21 protein-coding genes are annotated in these 22,379 nt (G+C 54.0%); 10 read left to right on the top strand and 11 right to left on the bottom strand.

Annotated elements, in window-relative coordinates:
• The first annotated feature begins 130 nt into the window (after positions 1-130).
• Positions 131-577 carry an IS200/IS605 family transposase gene (gene tnpA, locus F5984_RS08860; protein WP_152123923.1) on the top strand — a complete coding sequence of 149 codons (447 nt, stop codon included), beginning with the start codon at positions 131-133 and terminating at the stop codon, positions 575-577.
• 127 nt (positions 578-704) lie between these two features.
• The gene (locus F5984_RS08855) at positions 705-1,322 is read left to right on the top strand and encodes an MOSC domain-containing protein (RefSeq protein WP_152123922.1); all 618 of its coding nucleotides are present in this window, start codon (positions 705-707) and stop codon (positions 1,320-1,322) included.
• Positions 1,323-1,373: 51 nt separating this feature from the next.
• On the opposite strand, the gene F5984_RS08850 is transcribed toward F5984_RS08855, so the two are convergent.
• A complete protein-coding gene (locus F5984_RS08850) occupies positions 1,374-2,441 on the bottom strand; it encodes an Ldh family oxidoreductase (protein ID WP_152123921.1) in 1,068 nt (355 codons plus the stop codon).
• A 117-nt stretch (positions 2,442-2,558) separates the two neighbouring features.
• Here F5984_RS08850 and F5984_RS08845 point away from each other — a divergent pair, with 117 nt between their 5' ends.
• Complete coding sequence (locus tag F5984_RS08845) at positions 2,559-3,161, top strand: DUF502 domain-containing protein (protein ID WP_152123920.1); 603 nt, start codon at positions 2,559-2,561, stop codon at positions 3,159-3,161.
• On the opposite strand, the gene F5984_RS08840 is transcribed toward F5984_RS08845, so the two are convergent.
• Positions 3,158-3,529: a hypothetical protein gene (locus F5984_RS08840; protein WP_152123919.1), complete on the bottom strand. Its 372-nt coding sequence runs from the start codon at positions 3,527-3,529 to the stop codon at positions 3,158-3,160. The two genes, F5984_RS08845 and F5984_RS08840, sit on opposite strands and share 4 nt — an antisense overlap.
• Positions 3,530-3,561: 32 nt before the next feature.
• Positions 3,562-3,915, bottom strand: coding sequence for a VOC family protein (locus tag F5984_RS08835; RefSeq protein WP_152123918.1), 354 nt, complete (start codon positions 3,913-3,915; stop codon positions 3,562-3,564).
• 112 nt (positions 3,916-4,027) lie between these two features.
• Between F5984_RS08835 and F5984_RS08830 the strand changes: the two genes are divergently transcribed.
• On the top strand, positions 4,028-4,579 hold the full coding sequence (locus F5984_RS08830) for a hypothetical protein (protein ID WP_152123917.1): 552 nt from the start codon (positions 4,028-4,030) through the stop codon (positions 4,577-4,579).
• Between the two features lie 15 nt (positions 4,580-4,594).
• Here F5984_RS08830 and F5984_RS08825 read toward each other — a convergent pair whose 3' ends face one another.
• Both F5984_RS08825 and F5984_RS08820 read right to left on the bottom strand, forming a co-directional pair.
• Positions 4,595-5,248: an HAD family hydrolase gene (locus F5984_RS08825; RefSeq protein WP_152123916.1), complete on the bottom strand. Its 654-nt coding sequence runs from the start codon at positions 5,246-5,248 to the stop codon at positions 4,595-4,597.
• A 128-nt stretch (positions 5,249-5,376) separates the two neighbouring features.
• Positions 5,377-6,579, bottom strand: a complete 1,203-nt coding sequence (locus F5984_RS08820; RefSeq protein ID WP_246168883.1) for an MFS transporter — start codon at positions 6,577-6,579, stop codon at positions 5,377-5,379.
• Positions 6,580-6,994: 415 nt separating this feature from the next.
• Here F5984_RS08820 and F5984_RS08815 point away from each other — a divergent pair, with 415 nt between their 5' ends.
• Positions 6,995-7,846: an AraC family transcriptional regulator gene (locus F5984_RS08815; protein ID WP_152123915.1), complete on the top strand. Its 852-nt coding sequence runs from the start codon at positions 6,995-6,997 to the stop codon at positions 7,844-7,846.
• A gap of 124 nt (positions 7,847-7,970) precedes the next feature.
• Here F5984_RS08815 and F5984_RS08810 read toward each other — a convergent pair whose 3' ends face one another.
• Both F5984_RS08810 and F5984_RS08805 read right to left on the bottom strand, forming a co-directional pair.
• On the bottom strand, positions 7,971-14,129 hold the full coding sequence (locus F5984_RS08810; RefSeq protein WP_185155459.1) for a putative Ig domain-containing protein: 6,159 nt from the start codon (positions 14,127-14,129) through the stop codon (positions 7,971-7,973).
• Between the two features lie 507 nt (positions 14,130-14,636).
• Positions 14,637-15,551, bottom strand: a complete 915-nt coding sequence (locus tag F5984_RS08805) for an ROK family protein (RefSeq protein ID WP_152123913.1) — start codon at positions 15,549-15,551, stop codon at positions 14,637-14,639.
• A 73-nt stretch (positions 15,552-15,624) separates the two neighbouring features.
• Here F5984_RS08805 and F5984_RS08800 point away from each other — a divergent pair, with 73 nt between their 5' ends.
• Both F5984_RS08800 and F5984_RS08795 read left to right on the top strand, forming a co-directional pair.
• Positions 15,625-16,299, top strand: a complete 675-nt coding sequence (locus F5984_RS08800) for an SDR family oxidoreductase (RefSeq protein ID WP_152123912.1) — start codon at positions 15,625-15,627, stop codon at positions 16,297-16,299.
• A 183-nt stretch (positions 16,300-16,482) separates the two neighbouring features.
• Entirely contained in the window at positions 16,483-17,211 is a 729-nt protein-coding gene (locus F5984_RS08795; protein WP_152123911.1) for an MlaE family ABC transporter permease, read from the top strand.
• A 108-nt stretch (positions 17,212-17,319) separates the two neighbouring features.
• Here F5984_RS08795 and F5984_RS08790 read toward each other — a convergent pair whose 3' ends face one another.
• The 3 genes from F5984_RS08790 to F5984_RS08780 form a co-directional block, all read right to left on the bottom strand.
• Positions 17,320-18,198: a PPK2 family polyphosphate kinase gene (locus tag F5984_RS08790; RefSeq protein ID WP_152123910.1), complete on the bottom strand. Its 879-nt coding sequence runs from the start codon at positions 18,196-18,198 to the stop codon at positions 17,320-17,322.
• Positions 18,199-18,246: 48 nt separating this feature from the next.
• A complete protein-coding gene (locus tag F5984_RS08785) occupies positions 18,247-19,128 on the bottom strand; it encodes a PPK2 family polyphosphate kinase (protein WP_152123909.1) in 882 nt (293 codons plus the stop codon).
• Positions 19,129-19,219: 91 nt separating this feature from the next.
• On the bottom strand, positions 19,220-19,528 hold the full coding sequence (locus F5984_RS08780) for an ATP-binding protein (RefSeq protein WP_185155458.1): 309 nt from the start codon (positions 19,526-19,528) through the stop codon (positions 19,220-19,222).
• A 423-nt stretch (positions 19,529-19,951) separates the two neighbouring features.
• Here F5984_RS08780 and msrA point away from each other — a divergent pair, with 423 nt between their 5' ends.
• The 3 genes from msrA (at position 19,952) to F5984_RS08765 (ending at position 22,328) form a co-directional block, all read left to right on the top strand.
• Positions 19,952-20,530, top strand: a complete 579-nt coding sequence (gene msrA, locus F5984_RS08775) for a peptide-methionine (S)-S-oxide reductase MsrA (protein ID WP_152123907.1) — start codon at positions 19,952-19,954, stop codon at positions 20,528-20,530.
• 156 nt (positions 20,531-20,686) lie between these two features.
• A complete protein-coding gene (locus F5984_RS08770; protein WP_152123906.1) occupies positions 20,687-21,829 on the top strand; it encodes a tyrosine-type recombinase/integrase in 1,143 nt (380 codons plus the stop codon).
• Positions 21,830-21,845: 16 nt separating this feature from the next.
• A complete protein-coding gene (locus F5984_RS08765) occupies positions 21,846-22,328 on the top strand; it encodes a hypothetical protein (protein WP_152123905.1) in 483 nt (160 codons plus the stop codon).
• On the opposite strand, the gene F5984_RS27010 is transcribed toward F5984_RS08765, so the two are convergent.
• Positions 22,294-22,371 carry an IS3 family transposase gene (locus F5984_RS27010; protein ID WP_394367403.1) on the bottom strand — a complete coding sequence of 26 codons (78 nt, stop codon included), beginning with the start codon at positions 22,369-22,371 and terminating at the stop codon, positions 22,294-22,296. The two genes, F5984_RS08765 and F5984_RS27010, sit on opposite strands and share 35 nt — an antisense overlap.
• Between the last annotated feature and the right edge of the window lie 8 nt (positions 22,372-22,379).

Genomic DNA, 22,379 nt, shown 5'->3' with positions numbered 1-22,379 from the left:
AGCCGGGTTCTATCCGGGGACTGGCGTCCCCGGTGATTCGTAGTCAACCCCGTTGGGGTTGGGGGCGGAGGGGTATTGATTTTGGTAGGTGGGGTTTGTAGTTTGCGGGCATGGGCTACCGATAGATTCTATGAGCTACCGACAGATATTGTATCATATCGTTTTTGGGACGAAGCACCGTAAACCGACAATTCCAGATGAACACTGTACAGAACTGTACCGGTATATCTGGGGCGTTGTGAAGAACCAGAACTGTCGGTTGTACAGAGTGAATGGGGTAGCCGACCACATCCATATCCTCAGCGACCTGCATCCGAGTGTGTCGCTCGCTGATTTTGTGAAAGCCATTAAGGTAGGTAGCTCACTTTGGATGAAGGCCAACGGAAATTTTCCGGCGTTTGAAGGTTGGGCTGTGGGATACGGGGCCTTTACATACTCGATCAAAGAGCGCGACCGCATAATCAACTACATCAAGAAGCAAAAGGAACATCACCGCAAAATAACCTACGAGACCGAGTATAAGTCGTTGCTCGATGAACACGGTGTTACCTACGACGAACGCCATCTTTTCACCTGATCCACCAACCCCAACGGGGTTGACTCATAATTAACCGGGGACGATAGTCCTCGGATGGGGCGCAGTCCTCGGATGGGACGCAGTCCTCAGCTAGGGCATCATCCCTCACACACAGACTACCTACGCAATGTATATTCAATCTGTCAATGTAGGTCTGCCACAGACCCATACGTGGAAAGGCCGATCTGTACGTACGGCTATTTTTAAGCATCCTGTAGAAGGGCCTATCCGGTTAGAGCCGACTTCTATCGAGGGCGATGAACAAGCCAACAAGTGGGTGCATGGTGGCCCTAATAAAGCTGTGTACGCTTACGATTTGGCCTTTTATCGGTTCTGGGAGGAGGCTGGTAAAACCCTCGAACCGGGTCATTTTGGCGAAAACCTGACTACGGTGGGCTTGCCCGACCATGAGGCCGGATTGGGCGATACGTTTCGGATTGGAACGGCCGTGCTCATGGTGGTTCAGCCCCGCTTTCCGTGCAACAACCTAAACGTTCGCTTCAACGATTCGAGCATGGTGAAACAGTTTCAGCAGGCCCGTCGGCACGGTATCTATTTTCGGGTAGTCGAGCCTGGCGAAGTGAAAGCGGGTGATATCATCGAGCGACTCGAAACGGCTCCCTATGGGGTTACCATTCAGAATGTGGTCGATGAATACTACGCTAAAACGCCCGACCCCCTTTTTCTGACCAAACTTGCCCAGTTCCCATACCTGACCAACTACCTCCGGGAGCATTTTTATTAACGAGGGAGGAAGGGGAAGATGTCTTCTCCTTACCTCCTTCCTCCCTCGTTTTTACAACTCTACTCCGAACCGTTCGCCCAGTTCGTTGAGGCTGTTCACTACCGGCTCCACAACCGGAATGCCGTTGGTGGTACGCTCGGCTTCCATCATGCGTTCGGGGTCGCCGGGGATAAGCACCTGTTGGCCCGGTACCGCCCGTGCCGACCGAAACCGGTTGATCCAGGTATCCATGTGGGCTTTAAACTCGTCGGCGGGCCGGAACGCGTCGATGCGCATAGCCCCGAAAAAGTGCCCTGTGCCGATGCCTACACCTTCCTGCGCGCTCATGAAACCCGCCGTAGCAAAGGGAGGCACCCACGGGCCGTAATTCGCCCCCGACAGGACGCCGGAGAAAATATCGACTACAGACCCCAGCCCGTACCCTTTGTGCGAACCGTGTTCCCGGTCGGAGCCGAGCGGCAGCAGTGCCCCGCCATTCCGAACGGCGTTGGCGTCGGTGGTGGGCTGACCGTCGGCGTTTTGCGCCCAACCCGTCGGAATATCCTGTCCTTTGCGTTGCAGAATTTCGAGTTTGCCGTAGGCTACGGCCGTACTGGCAAAGTCGGCTAGGAACGTCGGTTCGGTTGCGGCCGGAATCGCCACGGCTATCGGGTTGGTGCCGAGCATTTTTTCGAGCGAAAATGTCGGAGCTACCAGCGGGGCCGCATGGGTCATTGCCTGCCCAATCATGTCGTGCTCGGCCGCCAGCAGGGCGTGGTAGCCCGCAATACCAAAATGGTTGGAGTTGCGCACAGCCACCCAGCCCGTACCCGCCGTTCGGGCTTTCTCGATAGCCACCTGCATGGCCCACGGGCCCACCACAAGCCCCAGGCCCCGGTCGCCGTCGACAACGGCCGTGGAGGGACTCTCGTGCACAATGCGCATCTGCGGTTGTGGGTTCAGGCGGCCCAGATCGTACAGGCGTACATAACCCGGCAGGCGGGCCACACCGTGCGAGTCGACGCCCCGCAGGTCGGCTGAGATCAGGACATCGGCCGCCAGTTGGGCGTCATGGTCAGAGCAGCCAATGGCCAAAAATATACGTTCGGTAAAAAGTCGAAGTCGGTTTGCGTGAATCATACCGCAAAGTTGAACAAAAATGAATTTTGGTACGATGTTCGCGGTTGAAGAGATGAAGCGAGCTGCCTAAATAGCCAGGTCAAATACTGTACAGGCCGCCCAGCGAGCAAAACCACCATGATCCGTAAATTACTCAATCGTACCATTACCTATTTTGGCCGTGGATTGCTGGCGGTAGCCCCCATTGGGTTGACCATCTGGATTATCTATGGTATTTTCGAGTGGGTCGACGGACTGAACCCCATCGATATCCCCGGCATCGGCGTGCTGATTATGGTGGGCATCATTTTTGGCGTGGGTGTGCTGGTCTCGACCATCATTCCGCAGTCGTTTGCCACCTTGCTCGAAGGCTCTATCAAGCACCTCCCGCTGGTGAGCCTGATGTATTTTTCGCTCAAAGACCTGATTTCGGCCTTTGTCGGTGATCGCAAGAAGTTCAACCAGCCCGTTTTGGTGCTTATTAACCGGCAGTCGGAGTTACGAAAGCTGGGTTTTATCACCCAAACCGACCTCAGCCATCTCCAGCTCCACAACATGGTGGCCGTGTACATGCCGCATTCGTACGCGTTTTCGGGCGAGCTGTTTATTGTGCCTGCCGAAAACGTGACCTTGCTCAATGTGCCGAGCGCCGATGTCATGAAAATGATTGTGTCAGGCGGAGTATCGGCCAATACCCCCGAACCCCTGGAAGCTCCTAAGCGAGTGGAGAACGTAATTTAGCGATACGTAATTTCGATCAGGCGTTTGCCGTCGGTATCGGGCTTCCCGACCGTGAACTGCTCAATCTGCCGCCCCTTTTGCAGGAAGGCCCTCTTCGCCTGCTCGGTGCTTTTGTAGATTTGGCCGTTCAGTTTGTACGTGGTAGTGCCCTCCGGGTACGAAAATAGGTTGAAGACCGCTTTGGACTGACGGGGTATAGACCTATCGGGGTTTACGTAATCATAAATCTCGTTTGGATTGGGCTTAATGTGGTCGTACGTCGGAAACCGGTCTTGGCTGGGCTGCGATTGACCAAAGCTATAGCTACTGCACAAAGCGATTGTCAGGAGGCTAAGGCAAAGAAAACGCGATGGGGCGGGTACTGGCATGGTTATCTCTTGAATGCTTTCAACGTGAATTACTACTGATATTCCAAAAACTCAATGCGGTTGCCAAACGGGTCGCGGATAAAAAAGCGCTGCCGCCCGTCAATCTCCGACGAATACGCAATCTCGACGCCTTTCTGCTCCAGCTCATGCCGGGCTGCAGTGAGGTCTGTTACTTCAAATGCCGGGTGCCGGGACGAGAAATTGCCTCCTTCTTCTTCGCGCAGGTGCAACTGAATGTCCGCAATTTCGAACCAGATAGCCCCGTGTGGGTGTCCGCCGGGAATCTCCGTCAGGCCGAGGACTTGGGTGTAAAACGTTCGGGCCTGCTGTGTGGTACCGGGCGGTATAGAGACCAAAATATGGTCGAGTCGTTTAAACTGGATCATTGGAAACATAATAATCGCCCGAAAGTAAACATAGAAATTTGGTTTTGAATACGATACAGGATCGCTGTAACCTTTTAGCCGTTTCTACGTTGTAGACTAAAACCCCGCTGCCATGAACCCTGTCTATTTTCTTCTGCTTGGCTGTATACTCACTACCATGCCCTTGGCAGGGTTGGCACAACGTGCGGCAGCGTTGCCCACGCTCAATGCACGCTACATGGCGCTCGACGTTCGGGGCCTGACGGGGTTTGCGCGGTATCGCTATCAGGTGGGCGACGAAATCCGGCTGCGGGCTAAAGGCGACCGGTGGGAAGGCCCGGTATCGGCCGTGACCGACAGTACGTTTGATATTCTGGTGCTTAATGAAATTATGGATCGGACGGAGAATCTGACCATTCGATTTCGGGATGTTGACCGAATTTATCGGCGCAAACAGATTCCGTTTGTGACGCAACTGGGAGTGATTTTGCCCGTTGCCGGGGTAATTTACGCGGCCGCTGATTTCGTGAACCCGAAAACGCTGGACGGCCGAACAGGCCGGTTTCTGTTTGATAAACAGGTCTTGATTCCGTCGGGGGCGATGATTGTAGCCGGGGGTATTTTCTACAAAATCAGCCGACCGGTTTACCGCGTGGGTAAACGCAATCGGCTGCGGGCATTCTGAGGTGCTGCCAATCGGCTACAGGGCGGCCATTAATCCTTCGGGTGTTAGCCCGGTAAAGTCCCGGATCACATAGTCCGACACAGCCCGTAACTGGTCGGTTGTATGCGTAGTGGCCACGCCCACGACCCGTGCCCCCGACGCCCGTGCGGCCCGGATTCCCGTCATCGAATCTTCAAAAATCAGACTGTCGGCGGGCGACACGCCCAGCATCTCCATGGCTTTGCTGTAAATCTCAGGGTCGGGCTTGGGCCGTTGCACCAGCTTTTCGTGCAGGAGCACATCGAAGTAATCGCGTAGGCCAAGCTTTTCGAGCACAAAATCAAGGTTCTCGACCGGGGCCGACGTACCCACGGCGGTTTTGATACCCGCCTGCCTGAGTGCTTCCAGGAAATCGGGTAAACCAGGCACGGGCACAATATGCGGGGCATACAGCTCGCGAAACAAAGCTTCTTTCTCGTCGCCGAGTCGGTAAGCTTCCTCATCGGTTAGTGTTTGTCCATCAAACAAATGGGCCACAATAGCTTTGTTATGATTGCCCGAAACGTATTTCACAAAATCGGCATCGCTCAGGGGCTTACCGTTGCGCCGGTAGTATTCGCGCCAGGCAATAGTATGGTAGGGGTTGGTATCGGCAATAACGCCGTCCATGTCAAAGATCGCTGCAAGCATGGGAACAGAGGGAGAAAAGGGAGGAGGGAGGAACGGAGAAGGTAGGAAAGGAAAAAGGGGGAGGACCTTCCTTTTCTTACTTTCTTTCTCCTTTTCTCCCTCCTCCCTTCCTCCTTCATTTTTCATTTTTACAATTTCACAATTTTAGAGAGTGCTGCCGATACGAGCATCATGAAGCCTACAAAGGCAATACCCCAGGGTAAGCCAAAGGCTTCGGCAACGAAGCCGATAACGGGAGGCCCCGCCAGAAAACCGATAAAACTAAAGGTGGCAAACGTTGCCAGACCGGCTGCGGGCGGAATACCCGGTACCCGTAAGGCCGCTGCGTACAGAATGGGTGCCCCCAGCGAACAGCCCGCGCCGAGCAGGGCAAATCCAAGCAGAGCTACACCCGGTACCGGGACCAGTACGGCCAAAAACAAGCCCGCAGCGGCAATAAGTCCACCCAGAAACAGAAACCGCTGCGCACCCAGCCGGGGAATGAGGGCGTCGCCCATAAACCGCCCCAGAGTCATGGTCAGCGAGAAAGCGCCAAACCCAAGAGCCGCTACCTGACTACTGGCTCCGAGAGTCTCGCGGAGGTACACCGCGCTCCAGTCAAAGGCCGTACCCTCGCCCATAGCCAGGGCTAGCCCGATCAAAATCATCAGCAATAGGTTGAGGTTGGGCATCACAAACGAAGCCTGTTCGGTAGTGGGCTGTACCGGAATCCGGGCCAGAACCGGCCGTACCCCGACCGTAATCAAAAGCACCAGCAGACCCATCAGCGGTAGGTGTATTTCGGGGGCAACGTTCAGGGCAATCACAGCCCCGGCCACGGCCGACCCAACCATGCCGCCCACGCTCCACATACCGTGACACGACGACATGATGGCCAGCCCCGTCGATTTTTCTACGTCGGTAGCCAGGGTGTTCATGGCTACGTTGATGAGCGCCCCGGCCAGCCCGACCATATATAATCCCAGAACGAGCACCCACACGTTGGGCGCATTGACCGGAATGCACATGGCCAGCGCCAGGCAGATAGCCGCCCAGAAACAGGCACGGGCCTGCCCCAGCTTGGCAATGAGGTACCCCGTGAGCGGGTTCATAGTGAGGAGGCCGGCAGGCATGGCAAACAAAACCAGACCCAGCTCGCCCTCACTTAGTTGCAGGCGTTGCTTGATGTGCGGAATGTGCGCTACCCAACTGCCAAACAGCAGGCTATCGGAGGCAAAAACCAGCCCTACTGCCCGGGCCTGTGCATGAACAAAATAAGCCAGCACGTTCCGAACGAGCGGGTTGCCCGTCATGGATATAGACGTTACAGTCGATTGATCCGTTGTATTCATGGTACAAAGCTAAGGCCCGAACAGCACTCGTACGACGCTACGATTTGCCAAAACCAATGCTCTGTTGATTTTTGAAACGCAGAATGTGTTATTTTTTGGTTAATTGAGCACGAGGTTAGTTCGGCATACCCGAAGACGGCCTCCTCTGAACAAAAAAAATAGACCGTAAGCCCTACCTGTATTGAGTGATTGGATTGTTACTTTCTCTAAATCATCAAACACGGGTTTCAACCACTGCCAGGGTCTTTGACCACTGGCAGGGTGAGGAGCGTTGAAACCCTGCCAGTGGTCAAAGACCCTGGCAGTGGTTGACGATAACAGAATACCCCGGCAGTAGTTGACGCCAGTACGTAAGACCAGAATTCAAGTAAACAACAATCCAGTCACTCAATACACCTAAACGCTAAACTCCGTCGTGCGCCTACAATTCGAAAAAATAGAACCCGGTCCCGGTAACTCCTTCAAGGTGGTGCACCTGACCGAGGCCGAAACCTGCCGGGTGTACTGGCATTATCACCCCGAATACGAGATTGTGTATATCCCGGAAGGGAGCGGTAAACGCCATGTGGGTACTAATATTTCGCAGTACGAAGCGGGCGAGCTGGTGTTTATTGGCCCCAACCTGCCACACCTCAATTTTAGCTACGGCAAGCAGGGGCAGTATGAAGAGGTGGTGGTGCAAATGCGCGACGATTTTCTGGGAAAAGGATTTCTGCTAACGCCCGAAATGACCGAAATCCGGCGCTTGTTCGAACGGAGCCGGCTGGGGTTGGTGTTTGGCCCGGCAACCAAACGGGCCGTTGGCGAAACCCTGCTCCAATTGCCCCACCTGCCCTCGTTTGCGCGCATGATGACCTTGTTGCAGGTGTTGCACCAATTGGCAGTCGCTCCCGATGTTCAGCCGCTGCACGCCGATGGCATCCGGTTCGACCTGAACCCGAAAGAACAGGAGCGCATCAATCGGGTGTATCAGTACGTGGCCGATCATTACGGGGGAGAGTTGTCGGTACAGCAGGTAGCCGACACGGCGGGCCTGACGGTACCGGCGTTCTGCCGTTATTTTAAACGCATGACGAGCATGACCTTCACCGATTTCGTCAACGAATACCGGGTCAATCAGGCTCGCAGGCTGCTCAACTCTGCCCGAACCGTGGCCGATATTGGGTACGCCGTTGGGTTTAGTAACCTATCCCATTTCAACAAGACGTTCAAGGTCGTAACGGGCCAAACGCCCAGTGCGTACCGGCGGGCGTTGGCACCGGTTTAAGCCGGTGAAAAAGCCCGGTCAGAGCAGCAGGCTTTCATTAAAAACGCCGGACGATGGAGATCGAAACCTCCTTCGTCCGGCGTTGCTGTACCGGCTCCTTCGTTTGGGGAAACCCCCAAACTCGTTACTGCCGTACTACTTTCACCGTTTGCACCTGGTTAGGGGTGCTTACCTGCAACAGATATATACCGGCCGACTTGCCGAGTGGCATCACGAAACGGTTGGCCGCTCCTGCCTTCTCAAGGCGCTGCTCGCCCATCGGCTTGCCCTGCGCATCGCTGAGACGGAGCATCAGCGGCTTACCTTCGGCACCAGTTACCTCAAACTCAACGGCATCGGCCGACGTTGGATTGCCAAACACCGTGATGTTGAGGTTACCCATCGGCTCCAGTACGCTCATACGAGCCGAACCTGGGTTGCCGGTACCACCTGGGCGGCAGTACGCACGGGCATCCCACGAGTACGAAACCGTGGTACCGTTCTGACGGGCCAGAATCGTGAAGGGCTCCACGTTTGGCTTGTCGTTCCGAACGTCCTGCGCTACTTCCGTATCCATCGTCTCAAAGCAGTTTTGCTGGAACGGCGTGATACCAATAGCGGCAAACTCGATAACCGTACCATTACCACCCCGTACGTTGAACTTGATTGTACCGGTCTGGCAATTGTAGGTAGGCTCAAGCAGCTGTAGCGGCTGACCAATGGTTGTTGGGTCGCTACCGCACTGATCGCTCGGGTTCACCGTAAGGGTAAAGGTTGTGCTGGCCGTGTTACCATCCGGGTCACGGGCGATTACAGTGATCTGGAAGCTACCCTGCTGAGTGGGTACCCCGCTGAAGACACCGTTATTGAACAACAGACCCCGTGGCATACCCGACGCCGTCAGTGTCAGCGACTGACCCTGCGGATCGGTAAACGTGTTGGCCGGAACGGTGTAGCCAAATGGAACACCTACTGTTGCGGTCTGATTCGGAATGGTGCCGTTGACAATCGGGGCACCACTACCACCACCCGCCGGGTTGATCAGAATCTGGAAATTACCCGTAGCGGTGGCCCCTTGTGGATCGCGGGCGGTAATCACTACACCAAACGTACCCGACTGCGACGGCGTACCGCTGATTGTGGTACCGTTGATGCTCAGACCAGCGGGCAAACCTGCTGCGGTGTACGTGAGCGTCTGACCTTCAGGGTCAGAGAACGTGTTGGCCGGGAAGGTGTACGTGAATGGTACGCCGACGGTGCCTACCTGATTGGTCAGGCCGCCGTTGTTGACCGGCGACTGGTTGGTGGGTTGGCCACCTGAACAGAACGCCCGGAAGTCGAACACGAAGACGACCTGCGAAGCCGGATCACCTACGTAACGAGCCATAACGGTGATCGACGTATTGTTGGCATCGGCCCGAACGGCGGCTTCAATAATACCGCTTGGATCAGTCGAATACCCTTTCACGCCAATCGCCATGTATTCAACCTGACGGTTCGGGTCGCCACCAACGCGGCCGAACACGATCGCGCCAGTTGTACAGTTGTACGACAATACCGTAGCGGCCAATGGTCCGGTGACACCGGTGCCATTGCTGGCTGGGCTGATCTGAATCTGGAAATTACCCGTAGCCGTTGCCCCCTGTGGGTCGCGGGCAGTAATCACCACACCAAACGTACCCGATACCGACGGTGTCCCGCTGATCGTAGTACCGTTGATGTTCAGACCAGCGGGCAAGCCTGCTGCGGTGTACGTGAGCGCCTGACCTTCGGGGTCCATAAAGGCATTCGACGGGAAGGTGTACGTAAACGGTACGCCCACGGTACCCACCTGATTGGCCAGGCCACCGTTGTAAACCGGCGACTGGTTGGTAGGTTGACCGGTTGAACAGAATGCCCGGAAGTTGAACACGAAGACCACCTGCGAAGCCGGATCACCTACGTAACGAGCCATAACGGTGATCGACGTATTGTTGGCATCGGCCCGGACGGCGGCTTCAATAATACCGCTTGGATCGGTCGAATACCCTTTCACGCCAATCGCCATGTACTCAACCGGACGATTCGGATCACCTCCCAGTCGACCAAACACAATTGCACCGGTTACGCAGTTGTACGACAGAACCGTTACGGCCAGTGGAGTTGTACTTACTGGGGCTGCTGGCGAAACGTTCAGGGTAAATCCGGCGCTGACACTTGCTCCCTGCGGATCAGAAGCGATCACCGTAACCCCGAATGTTCCTGACATTGACGGATTACCTGAGATCACCCCGCTGCTTGGATTGATATTGATACCTACAGGCAAGCCAGTGGCTGAGTAAGTCAGCGGCTGCATTTCGGGATCAACAAACGCCTGGGCCGTATTGGTCGAGAAACCTACACCCACCGTCGCGCTTTGGGGCGAAGCCAGGGGTGTCCCCGACAGCATTGGCGGCATGTTAGGCGTTACCTGCGGGTTCACCGTCAAATTGAAGCTCACACTGCTGGTAGTACCTACCGGATCGGTTACAGTAACCGTTACAGGGAAGACACCCGTTTGCGACGGAGTACCTGAAACAACACCCGTGTTCGGGTTGATCGTCAAACCCGCTGGCAGACCCGTAGCCGCGTAGGTAAGCGTGCCGCCCTCAGGGTCGGTTGCCACTACGGTGAAGCTGGCCGGGGTGTTGAGCGTCAGTGACTGATCGCCGGGCGAGGCCACAACAGGAGCACCACTCGGTGAAATATTGAGGACGAAATCATCGCTCACAGTACCACCTTGGCCATCGTTAGCCGTCACGGTCACATTAAACGAGCCTGATACCGTTGGGGTACCTGAGATAACACCCGTCGGGCTGATTGCCAGACCGGCTGGGAGACCCATCGCCGTGAAAGTAAGCGTACCACCGTCAGAATCGGAGAAGGCACCCGATACAGTGCTCGTGAATGGAACACCTACTGTACCACTCTGGGGCGACGTAATACCCAAACCAACGAGGGTCGGTGGTTGGTTGCCCGCAGCTGGAGATACGTTCAGGACGAAATCATCGCTCACAGTACCACCTTGACCATCATTAGTCGTTACGGTTACGTTAAACGAGCCTGATACCGTTGGGGTGCCCGAGATAACACCCGTTGGGCTGATTGCCAAACCGGCTGGCAGACCCATCGCCGTGAAAGTAAGCGTACCACCGTCAGAATCGGAGAAGGCGTTCGAAATAGTGCTCGTGAATGGAACACCTACTGTGCCGCTTTGGGGCGACGCAATACCCAGACCAACAAGGGTTGGTGGCTGGTTGGCAGGGGCCACGTTGAGCTGGAAGCCGGTGCTCACCGAGCCGCCTTGGCCGTCGTTGGCCGTTACGGTTACATTGAAGGTGCCTGATGCGGTCGGCGTGCCCGAGATCACACCCGTGGTGGGATTGATGCTCAAACCACCGGGCAGGCCCGCGGCTGAGTAAGCGAGCGTACCCCCGTCAGGGTCGGAGAAAGCCCCGGCTGTGGTCGTCGAGAAGCCGATACCTACAGTAGCCGACTGGGGTGAAGGGATGCCGCCATTCACCACTACGGGTGGTTGATTAGGCGTTACCTGCGGGTTGACCGTTACGTTGAAGCTCACACTGCTGGTGGTTCCCTGCGGATCGGTTACCGTAACCGTCACAGGGAAAACACCCGTTTGTGACGGAGTGCCCGTCACAACACCTGTGTTCGGATTGATCGTCAAGTTGGCTGGCAGACCCGTAGCCGCGTAAGTAAGCGTACCGCCCTCAGGGTCGGTTGCCACTACGGTGAAGCTGGCTGGGGTGTTGAGCGTCAGTGACTGATCGCCGGGCGAAGTCACAGAAGGCGCACCATTGGGGGCCACGTTGAGCTGGAAGCCGGTGCTCACTGAGCCACCTTGGCCGTCGTTGGCTGTGACGGTTACGTTGAACGTACCCGATGTAGTTGGTGTCCCTGAGATCACACCCGTGGTGGGGTTGATGCTCAGACCCGCTGGCAGACCCGCGGCAGCGTAGGTCAATGTACCCCCGTCAGGGTCGGAGAAAGCTGCGGCCGTGGTGGTCGAGAAGCCGATGCCGACAGTAGCCGACTGGGGCGAGGGAATACCGCCATTCACCACTACAGGTGGCTGGTTGGCGGGCGAAACGTTGAGCTGGAAGCCCGCGCTCACCGAGCCACCTTGCCCATCGTTGGCTGTCACCGTTACATTGAAGGTGCCCGATGCGGTCGGCGTACCCGAGATCACACCCGTGGTGGGGTTGATGCTCAAGCCCGCAGGCAGGCCAGCTGCCGAGTAAGCGAGCGTACCCCCATCAGGGTCGGAGAAGGCTGCGGCCGTGGTGGTCGAGAAGCCGATGCCGACAGTAGCCGACTGGGGCGAGGGGATACCACCATTCACCAGCACGGGGGGCTGGTTGGCAGGAGCCACGTTCAGCTGGAAGCCCGCGTTCACTGAACCGCCTTGTCCGTCGTTAGCTGTCACCGTTACATTGAAGGTGCCCGATGCGGTTGGTGTACCCGAGATCACACCCGTGGTGGGGTTGATGTTCAGCCCACCGGGTAGACCCGCGGCCGAGTAGGCCAACGTACCCCCGTCGGGGTCGGAGAAAGCCCCGGCCGTGGTCGTCGAGAAGCCGATTCCCACGGTAGCCGACTGGGGCGAGGGAATACCGCCATTCACTACTACAGGTGGCTGGTTAGGCGTCACCTGCGGGTTGACGGTTACGTTGAAGCTGACGCTGCTGGTGGTTCCCTGCGGATCGGTTACCGTAACCGTTACAGGGAAGACACCCGTTTGCGAGGGAGTACCCGTCACAACACCTGTGTTCGGATTGATCGTCAAGTTGGCTGGCAGACCCGTAGCCGCGTAGGTAAGCGTGCCGCCCTCAGGGTCGGTTGCCACTACGGTGAAGCTGGCTGGGGTGTTGAGCGTCAGTGACTGATCGCCGGGCGAGGTCACAGAAGGCGCACCATTGGGGGCCACGTTCAGCTGGAAGCCGGTGTTCACCGAGCCGCCCTGTCCGTCGTTAGCTGTTACGGTCACATTGAACGTACCCGATGCAGTTGGTGTGCCTGAGATCACGCCCGTGGTAGGGTTGATGCTCAGCCCACCGGGCAGGCCAGCCGCTGAGTAAGCGAGCGTACCCCCATCAGGGTCGGAGAAGGCCCCGGCTGTGGTGGTCGAGAAGCCGATGCCGACAGTAGCCGACTGGGGCGAAGGAATGCCACCATTCACCACCACGGGTGGCTGATTGGGTGGATTAACCACATTGAGGGTGAACCCGACGGATGCCGATCCACCAAATGGGTCGGTAGCAATAACACTAACGCTGAATGGACTGCCTACTGTTGTGGCGGCTGTCCCGGTTATGACCCCTGTGGTGGGGTTGATTGAAAATGATGCTGGAAGTCCTGTGGCTGAGTATGTAAGAGTTTGGTTGTCTGGGTCTGTAAAAGCACCCGCAGTAGTCGTACTGAAAGCTACCCCAACGGTAGCCGTTTGTGGATTCGTAATAGCGCCCTGGTTGGCAACTGGATTGTTGTTAACTACGTTGGCCACCACACGGAGGTCGTCGATGGCGAGGCTATGGTCTGTATCAATCACGTCAAGTGCTCCATTTTCAGCGTCGTTCAGATCAGTCCAGCGGAGCAGGACGTATTCGCCGGGGGCCAGTGGTGTACCAAACGTGATCGTTGACGTAAGTGTAGTTCGGTTGGCAGCCGCGTTTCCATTTAAAACACCCGCTGTACCACCGTTCTGTAGGCTTGTAAATGTCAAGCCCGGAACCTGCGTGTACGGAATCGTGCTCACAATGGGTAAATCGTTCAACAGGTTTAATACCCCTGTCAATAGACCTCCAATTGTAGAAAAAGCACCTTCGTCAAACCGGGCATAGGCTGCTGTGAGTGACTGTGCTGCTCCATCACCATCTTGATACCATTGTTCGCCCGTGTAGGTCACCTGTAGGGATGACACAGGGGCGCCTGTACTGTTCTGAAACAGAATGCCGTACCGAATGGGTACCAAACCAACGGCCGAGTTCAGCAGGTTGGCATTGGAACCAAGCGCCCGATCACTGTTGGTGCCGAAGCTGTAAGCCCCCCCTGTGGGAACCGCTCCCAATATATTTGGAGCACCCGTTGAGGCAAAAACCAGTGTACGGTTGGTGTACGTACCCTGCACGTTGCCCAGCAAACCAGCTGCCGAAACGGTAACGCCATTGTCGAGTGCATCGAAGTTCTGGGTAACTGTACTTGATGTTGTACCAATCGGAACCCCAATGCCGAGAACTTCAACGCCCCCCGTAATCTGCGCCTTTGCCATCGTTATCGATAGCAGTAGTACCAGCCAGCATATGAGCTGAGTAGTACGTCGTAAAGTTTTTGTCATAAACGAGAAAAAATGAAAAATGAAAAAAGGGATAATTACGAATCGGCTGATTCGGGGCCCCTAATTCAACTACTTTTCGTTTTGTTCCCCGTCTATCTAATTTTTTTGAATGTTCTATTTTCCGGTTATATAAGTATGTGATTTTGTTGATTCAGTGATATGACTTTTTTATTAATTGATGTTTTTACACTAAAAAGAAAGTGCTTAAGTAAAAGTAAGCAATATGGTGTGGTTTGTTTTGTGTGAAAATCTAAGTATTCCTTTCTTGAAAAGACCGGTCGGTAAAAGCTAATTGTCTGATTGTTAACATGTAACTCGTTGTTTTTGTAACCAAATGGATTGTAACCAAACCAAAACACCCGTTGTCAAACAGGGCCAGTATGGTAGTCCTGTTCGACAACGGGTGTAGTATATTCAATAGAGAAGCGTATCCGCCGATGCTTAATCGAAGCAAAGTGATGCCGCGCCGAGGAGGCCCGCATCGTTGCCAAGTGTGGCACGTTTTACTTCGAGCCCATCTTTGTAATAGGGGGTAAGCCAGTACTCAAGCTGACGGGTAACGCCGGGCATGATGTAATCAAACGAAGCCGACAAACCACCCCCGATCAGAATCTTGCGGATGTCCAGAATCCGAATGAGCGATACCAGACCCTCACCGAGCATTTCGCCAACTTCGTCCAGAATTTGCATGGCCAGCTCGTCGTTTTCGGCCGCAGCGGCTACCAGGCCTGTCGTTGAGATGCTCCCGTCGGCGGGTAGGCGGGTGGGCCGATTGTACTGCGCCCGGCGTTCGTTGGCCAGGTCGAGCAATTCTTTTTTGCCGATGTTCCGCTCCAGCACCCGGCCGTTGCGCGAGGGCAGGTGACCCGGTTCCATGGCGTTGCCATCTCCACCTTTGAACACTTTTTTATCGATGATAGCCGCACCGCCCACGCCCGTACCGAGCGTGATAAAGATGTAGTTTTCATCGTTCATGTCGTCTACAAAGTAAAACTCACCGAGTGCCGCAGCATTGGCGTCGTTTTCAAGGAAAAACTGAACACCCGGAAAACGCGTGCTCAGAATCTCGACCATTGGTACCCCATTGAGCAGCGGAATGGCTGTAATCTCGAGCGGAATGGTACGCTCCCGGTTAATCATACCCGGCAACCCGATACCGACACGGGTGATGTGCTTGTTGTCGTGGAGCTGCAGGGCAATGGCATCGCCGAAGCGTTCCATGAAATGACCCGATTCGCGCCAGGAGTTGGTGTCGTGGCTGTAGAAATTAGAAATGGTGCCCGACTGGGCGTCAACAATGCCCATTTTGACGTTGGTGCCGCCCACGTCGATACCTAAATACTGCTCTGAAGCCATTCTAAAAAAAGACGATTGATTAAATGGAGGTTGCAAGATAGGGAAAAGGGAGGAGAGGCTGTAAGTTTACCCCATGAATCCATTACTTGTTGTCACGGGTGGGACCAAAGGAATTGGTCGTGCCATCGTCGATTTGTTTGTCGAACAGGGCTTCGACGTGGTTGTTTGCTCGCGGAATGTCGACAGTGTAACCGGCCCCAACCGGCTACCATTTGCCGCCGATTTATCAACCCGGGCCGGGGTCGATGCGCTGGTAGGCTATGTGCAATCACTAAACCGGCCGGTAGAGGTACTGGTCAACAACACGGGCATTTTTCTGCCGGGCATGATCCATACCGAAGCCGAGGGGACGTTTGAAACCCTCATGAATACCAACGTAGCCAGCGCCTATCACCTCACGCGGGGGCTGGTAGGGGGCATGATGGCCGTGCGGTCGGGGCATATTTTTATGATGTGCTCTACGGCCAGTATCACGGCCTACACCAACGGGGGCTCGTATTGCATCTCAAAATTTGCCCTGCTGGGTATGAGCCGGGTGTTGCGCGAAGAGCTGAAACCACATGGGGTAAAAGTAACCGCCGTGCTACCTGGTGCTACCCTGACGGCCAGCTGGGAAGGCACCGACCTGCCCGAAGAACGGTTTATGAAACCGCAGGACGTTGCCGATAGCATTTGGGGGGCTTATAAACTCTCAAAAAGTGCGGTGGTGGAAGAAATCCTCATTCGGCCGCAGCTGGGCGACCTGTAGAAGCCGTAAACCATTCTATCTTTGTGGGCGTTAGGTAGTTTATGGCGTAAAGTTTATAGTTTTCGGTTGATGAGATGGAGATAACTAGTTGATAGATAGTCTTTTAAAAGTATCATTTTTTGATCGGAACTAGGCGTAGCCAAGCCTTCTGAGTACAACCTCCTCACAACACTTCCCCAAAACATGGCAGCAATTGGCCGTTATTTTATTTTTCTGGGTGCCCTCTTTACCAATCGTGAAAAGTTAAGCGTGTACTACCGGTTGATTATGGACGAATGTATGTCGATCGGGATCAACTCGGTATTTATCGTGTCGATTGTGTCGACGTTTATCGGGGCCGTAACCTGTGTGCAAACAGCGTATAACCTGGTAAGTCCGCTCGTGCCTCTGTCGATTATTTCGGTGATCGTGCGCGACAGTACCATTCTCGAACTGGCACCCACCATCACGAGTATTGTGCTGGCCGGTAAAGTCGGGTCGAGCATTGCCGGTCAACTGGGTACTATGCGGATCACAGAGCAGATCGACGCGCTCGAAGTTATCGGGATCAACTCGGGGTCGTATCTGGTGCTACCCAAAATTATCGCCGGGATGCTCATGTTTCCGTTGCTGGTAACGATGGCGGCCTTCCTGTCGATTCTGGGTGGATACATTGCCGGAACGTTTGCCAACATCATCACGCCCAACGACTATATCGAAGGGCTTCGGTCTGATTTTAAATCGTTTAGCCTCATTTTTGCCCTCATCAAATCAGTGGTGTTTGCGTTTCTGATTACCACTATTTCGGCCTTTCAGGGCTACAATGTGCGGGGTGGTGCGCTCGAAGTGGGCACAGCCTCAACCTCGGCCGTGACCAATAGCTGTATCGCTATTCTGGCCGCCGATTTTCTCCTGGCACAACTGCTGCTGTAACGTGGATTCTCACTACTGGACATTTGGACTTCAGACACTGGACGTTAGACGTTATACCTTTACAGGTGGAGGTCTAATGTCCAACGTCTAATGTCCAGTGCTGAGATTCTACGCTTTGTCCTGCTTTTCAATTTGTTTGATCAACTTCTGAGCCTCTTTCTCGTTGCGCTGGGGAAAGTGGACGGGGAGTGATTCGAGCAGTTCGGCCATGATGTGGGCAATAATCAGTTGCTGATTGTTCATGTCGTCGCTCGGAATTACGTACCACGGGCAGTTGCGGGTGGCAGTTGCGTTGATGGCATCCTCGTAGGCTTGCATGTAGGCGTCCCACTCCTGCCGTTCTTCCAGGTCATTTTCGCTTAGCTTCCATTGCTTTTCGGTGTCTTTAAGCCGGTTGATGAGCCGCTGACCCTGTTCCTCTTTCGAGACGTGCAGGTAAAACTTCACCACCCGAAACCCGTTGCGGTGGAGGTAATCTTCAAAATGGGTAATGTCGGCGTAGCGTTCTTTCCAGAGTTTGCCGGGGTTCTTCAGAAACTCTTCGGGAATGCTATTGTCGGCCAGCCGGTCGGGGTGGACTTTCAGGGCGAGAACCTCCTCATAATACGTCCGGTTGAAAATGCCAATGTAGCCCCGCTCGGGTAGTTTCTTCCAGAACCGCCACATAAAATCGTGGGCCAGGTCTTCTTTTCCGGGTTTTTTGAAAGCTGCTACCTGAAACCGCGACGGATTCACGCCTTTGAAAACATGCCGGATGCTGCTATCCTTACCGCCCGCGTCCATAGCCTGAAACAGCACCACAAAACCGTATTTTTCGTGGGCGTGCATCTGGTTCTGGGCCTGATCCATACGGTCGCTGAGTGCATCGAGCTGATGAGCACGGTCGTCTTCGTCCCGGAAAAGTGGGTCAATTCGGGTTGGGGTATGTTTGGCCGAATACGGCGTCCGGCCGTCGAACCGGAACGGTTTACTACTGAATTTTTTCATGACGTTGAGAATTGAGTAGCCAGCCCGCTGGGGCGGGCTGGGCGTATGTTACTGCTCTTTAATCACCTTAATAAGCTTTTTGAGGGCTGCGGCCCGCTCTTCATCGACTTCAGGTTTATGAATGGGCAGCTTTTTCAGTTCGCTGAGCAGAATTCGGCTCACCATAAGCCGCATATTCTTTTTGTCGTCGGCGGGGATCACGTACCAGGGAGCATTGGAGGTAGCCGTTTCGTTGATAGCTTCTTCAAACGCGGCCATGTACTCGTTCCAGAAACCCCGTTCTTTTACATCGCCTTCGTCGAATTTCCAGTGTTTTTCGGGGTTTTCAATTCGTTTGATCAGCCGGTCGGCCTGTTCTTCCTTCGATACATGCAGGAAAAACTTAATCACCGGGAAGCCGTTGCGGTAGAGGTGCTTTTCTACGTCGCGGATGGCTTCAAACCGGTGTTTCCAGACTTTATCCAGATCGTCGGTACGTGCGGTGGGTAGTCGTTGAGACTGGGTCAGAATTTCGGGATGTACCCGTACCACCAGTACCTCTTCGTAATACGAGCGGTTGAAAACCCCGATGGTGCCCCGCTCAGGAAGCTCGCGCCAGCTGCGCCAGAGCCAGTCGTGCTCCAGTTCCTGATCGGTGGGGCGCTTGAACGAGGTGATGCGTAGGCCGAGCGGGTTGGTGCCCGTAAACACGTGTTGAATGGTACCGTCTTTACCGGCGGCATCCATCGCCTGGAAAATAGCGACTAAACCGTACCGGTTATCCGCGTAGAGGTCGGTCTGGAGGTCGGCGATTTCGGCGGCCTGGTGGCGGAGCTGAATCTCGTAGTCTACGTCGTCCGTGTATAAATCGTCGATTTTAGTGGCAGCATCCTCCATGCGGAATGCCTTTTTTCCGTCGAAACGGAGCGATTCAATGTCGAAAGAAGTCATAGTGTATGGAAACGTGCGGCCTGATACTCAACACCTGGCCTGAGCTATACACAATAAACCCGATTTGGGGAAATAGTTCTGAATTGCCGATTCACGCAAACTCGGCGTGGTTGGTCAGCCTGTTTCGTTTTACGGGTCGGCTTGCCCATTGCAGGGTTATGGTGGTGCCAGCGTGTAATTGGCTCTGGATGCTCATTTCGCCCTTGTTGAGCCGTATAAACTCCCGGCACAGAACAAGTCCCAGCCCGGTGCCTTTTTCGTTGGCGGTTCCGGTTCGGGGTTCGGCCTGGGCGTACGCCTGACAAACCTGAAGGGTGCTACGCTCCGGTCGTTTACCGAGAAGGTAGAGGCATTGGCCGGGCGGATTCTGGAAGCTGGCGAATCGGCGGATGGGTATCAACTCGTTCAGGTGGTGCGGCAAGGAAAGCCTCTCGATTCGTTTACGCAGAAGCTCTGGATTCGATAGGTAAGCGAATGAACAATGTAAAATGCACAATGAATAAGGGTCTTGTCTGCCAATAATGGGCTTTTCATTATCCTTTGCTCATTACGCATTTGATTGTTCCCTGGTATTTATGCTAAAAAGCCACTGCACGGATAATGCGGTGGCTTTTTGGTTGGTTGGGCTGTAAACTTATCAGGGGTAAGATCTGTTATTCTGATGCAAACAAACCGGATTCGAACCAGTATGGTTACGAGTAATTTCTGGCAACAAGCCCTCACTGCACTGATCGCTTTATGGATCACCCCGGCCGTTTTTGGCCAAACGCAACTGGCCCATCGACCGGTTGGCGCTGCAACGAAATCCCAACAAACAGGAACAATGACAGGAAACGAATCGACGGCTGTGCCTGCAGGCCTGGCCAAAGCCACGTTCGGAACGGGCTGCTTCTGGTGTACCGAAGCCATGTTTGAAACCCTCGACGGGGTGCAATCGGCCGTATCGGGCTATGAAGGCGGAGCCAAGCCAAATCCAACGTATAAGGAAGTATGCACCGGTACAACGGGCCATGCCGAGTGTGTAGAGGTGACCTACGACCCTACCAAAATTACCTATGCCGAACTGCTACAGGCGTTTTTCCGTAGCCACGACCCGACCAGCCTGAACCGGCAGGGGGCCGACGTCGGTACGCAATATCGATCGGTGATTTTTTACCACAACGACGAACAGAAAAAACTGGCCGAAACCATTAAGGCCGAGTTGGATAAGTCGGGAGCTTACGACAAAAAGATTGTTACCGAAATTAGTCCGGCCACAACGTTTTATGTGGCCGAAGAATACCACCAGAATTATTTCGCTCAGAATCCTGAGCAGGGCTATTGCGCGTTTGTGATTGCCCCCAAGCTCGACAAATTCAGGAAAGTATTTAAGGATAAATTGAAGAGTGAGGTTAGTCATTAGCTCGTCATAAGTTGAAGAACTGTAAAGCCCTGAATTTCGGGGCTTTATTTTTTTAGTAGCTATATATTGGCTATCGAATAGCTTTGTTATTTCTACATATAGTTTGTACCTTGCTTGTACCTTTGAGGAAGATGTGAGGATGATGAGGTACAAATTATGAATGTAACGCTACGAACAAAACCGATCAGCGGTAACCGTCTCAGTTTATATCTGGACTTCTATCCGGCAATACCACACCCCGAAACCGGAAAGCTAACCCGTCGTGATTTTTTGGGCTTGTATCTATTCGAGAAACCCCGTACGGAGCTGGAGCGTACCCACAACAAAACGACTCGGCAGTTAGCCGAGAGCATACGATCAAGCCGACAGTTGGAGGTGCAAGCTGGCCGTTATGGGTTTCTGGTAAAGAATGATAAACCGGAGGAGCGCAAAGACTTTTTGACCTGGCTCAAAGTGCAGGCCGAAGCCGAGAAGCAAAAGAAGAGTATAGGGAGCCGGAATAATTGGATGAGTGTTTACCAACACCTCAGCCATTACGCCAAAGGTGCTCTGTTTGTCGATGAGCTGACCGAAGAGTTTTGCAAGGGGTTCCGTAAATATCTGACCACGGCGAAAGCCCTCAACGCTACCAAATCATCAAACGCCACCATTGCCCATAATTCAGCCGTTGGGTACTTCACCATTTTTAAGACGGCGCTAAGTCGAGCCGTAGAAGAGAAGTTACTGGAAGAAAACCCCAGCCAACGAGTGAAACGGATCAAGCGGAAAGAGACCCAACGGGAATTTTTGAGTTTGGCCGAAGTACAGGCACTGGCTAAGATAGATTGCGACTTGCCTTATCTCAAGAAAGCAGCTTTGTTCTCGGCCCTCACTGGCCTACGTTACAGTGACATTGCAAAGCTGGTTTGGGCGGAAGTACGCGACGATGCCGACGGGGCTTATTTGCGCTTCAGACAAAAGAAAACAGGCAGTGAAGAGACTTTGCCGATCAGCGGCAACGCCCGCAGCCTGTTAGGGGAGAGAGGAAATGAGACCGCTACAATTTTCCCCCAGCTACTTTACTCCAGTTGGCAGAATCAGAAGTTGCAGGAATGGTGCTACAAAGCCGGAATAATGCGCCCGATCACCTTCCATGCATTCCGGCACACGTTCGCGACGCTGCAACTACAGAGCGGTACCGACATCTATACCGTCTCTAAGCTACTGGGGCATCAAGACCTTTCCACGACACAGATTTACGCCAAGATTGTAAACGAACAAAAGAGAGCGGCCGTAAATCGAATATCTATTGAACTCTAACCCCTTCCCTATAACTATGTTCACTTCGATCCAACAAAAGATCAATAAGCAGCTCACTCGGCTCTACACAAAAAAAGGGGGAGCCTACCCCGACTATGAGCTTCTATACGACCTTGTTTGTGATAGCAAAGAATCTCCTTCGTGGGAAAAAACGAAGTACCTCACAAAATTATATTGGGCATTAAAGGACTTGAGTTCTGAAGTTTATTCTGATCAGTCAAGCATTAAGTCAATTGATGAAGCAAATCAGACAGTTACCTACACTACCCAGAGGTTTTACAACGATAAATGTGGTATTGAGACTTTGCCAGACCGCACGGTTACCATTGCCCCATATAAATTTGTCGGCTTGTATTCTGGGAAACTAAAGGAGTTGATTGAGAGGGAGCCAGTCGTAACATCACACACAAAGTTAGATCACTATTTGTCTTTGCCCCCTTTCGTGAGCCAGTTTGCACTGGAGTTTAAGCCGCCTGTCGGTACTCGACAGGTGTCATGAACCTCAAGGCCTGGTGAGGGCGTTCCGTGTTGTATTCGACCAACCATTCAT

The sequence above is a fragment of the Rudanella paleaurantiibacter genome (genome assembly GCF_009184635.1).
GTDB lineage: Bacteria > Bacteroidota > Bacteroidia > Cytophagales > Spirosomataceae > Rudanella > Rudanella paleaurantiibacter.
The sequence above is the reverse complement of the archived record's forward strand: the minus strand, read 5'-3'. Positions and strand labels throughout refer to the sequence as shown.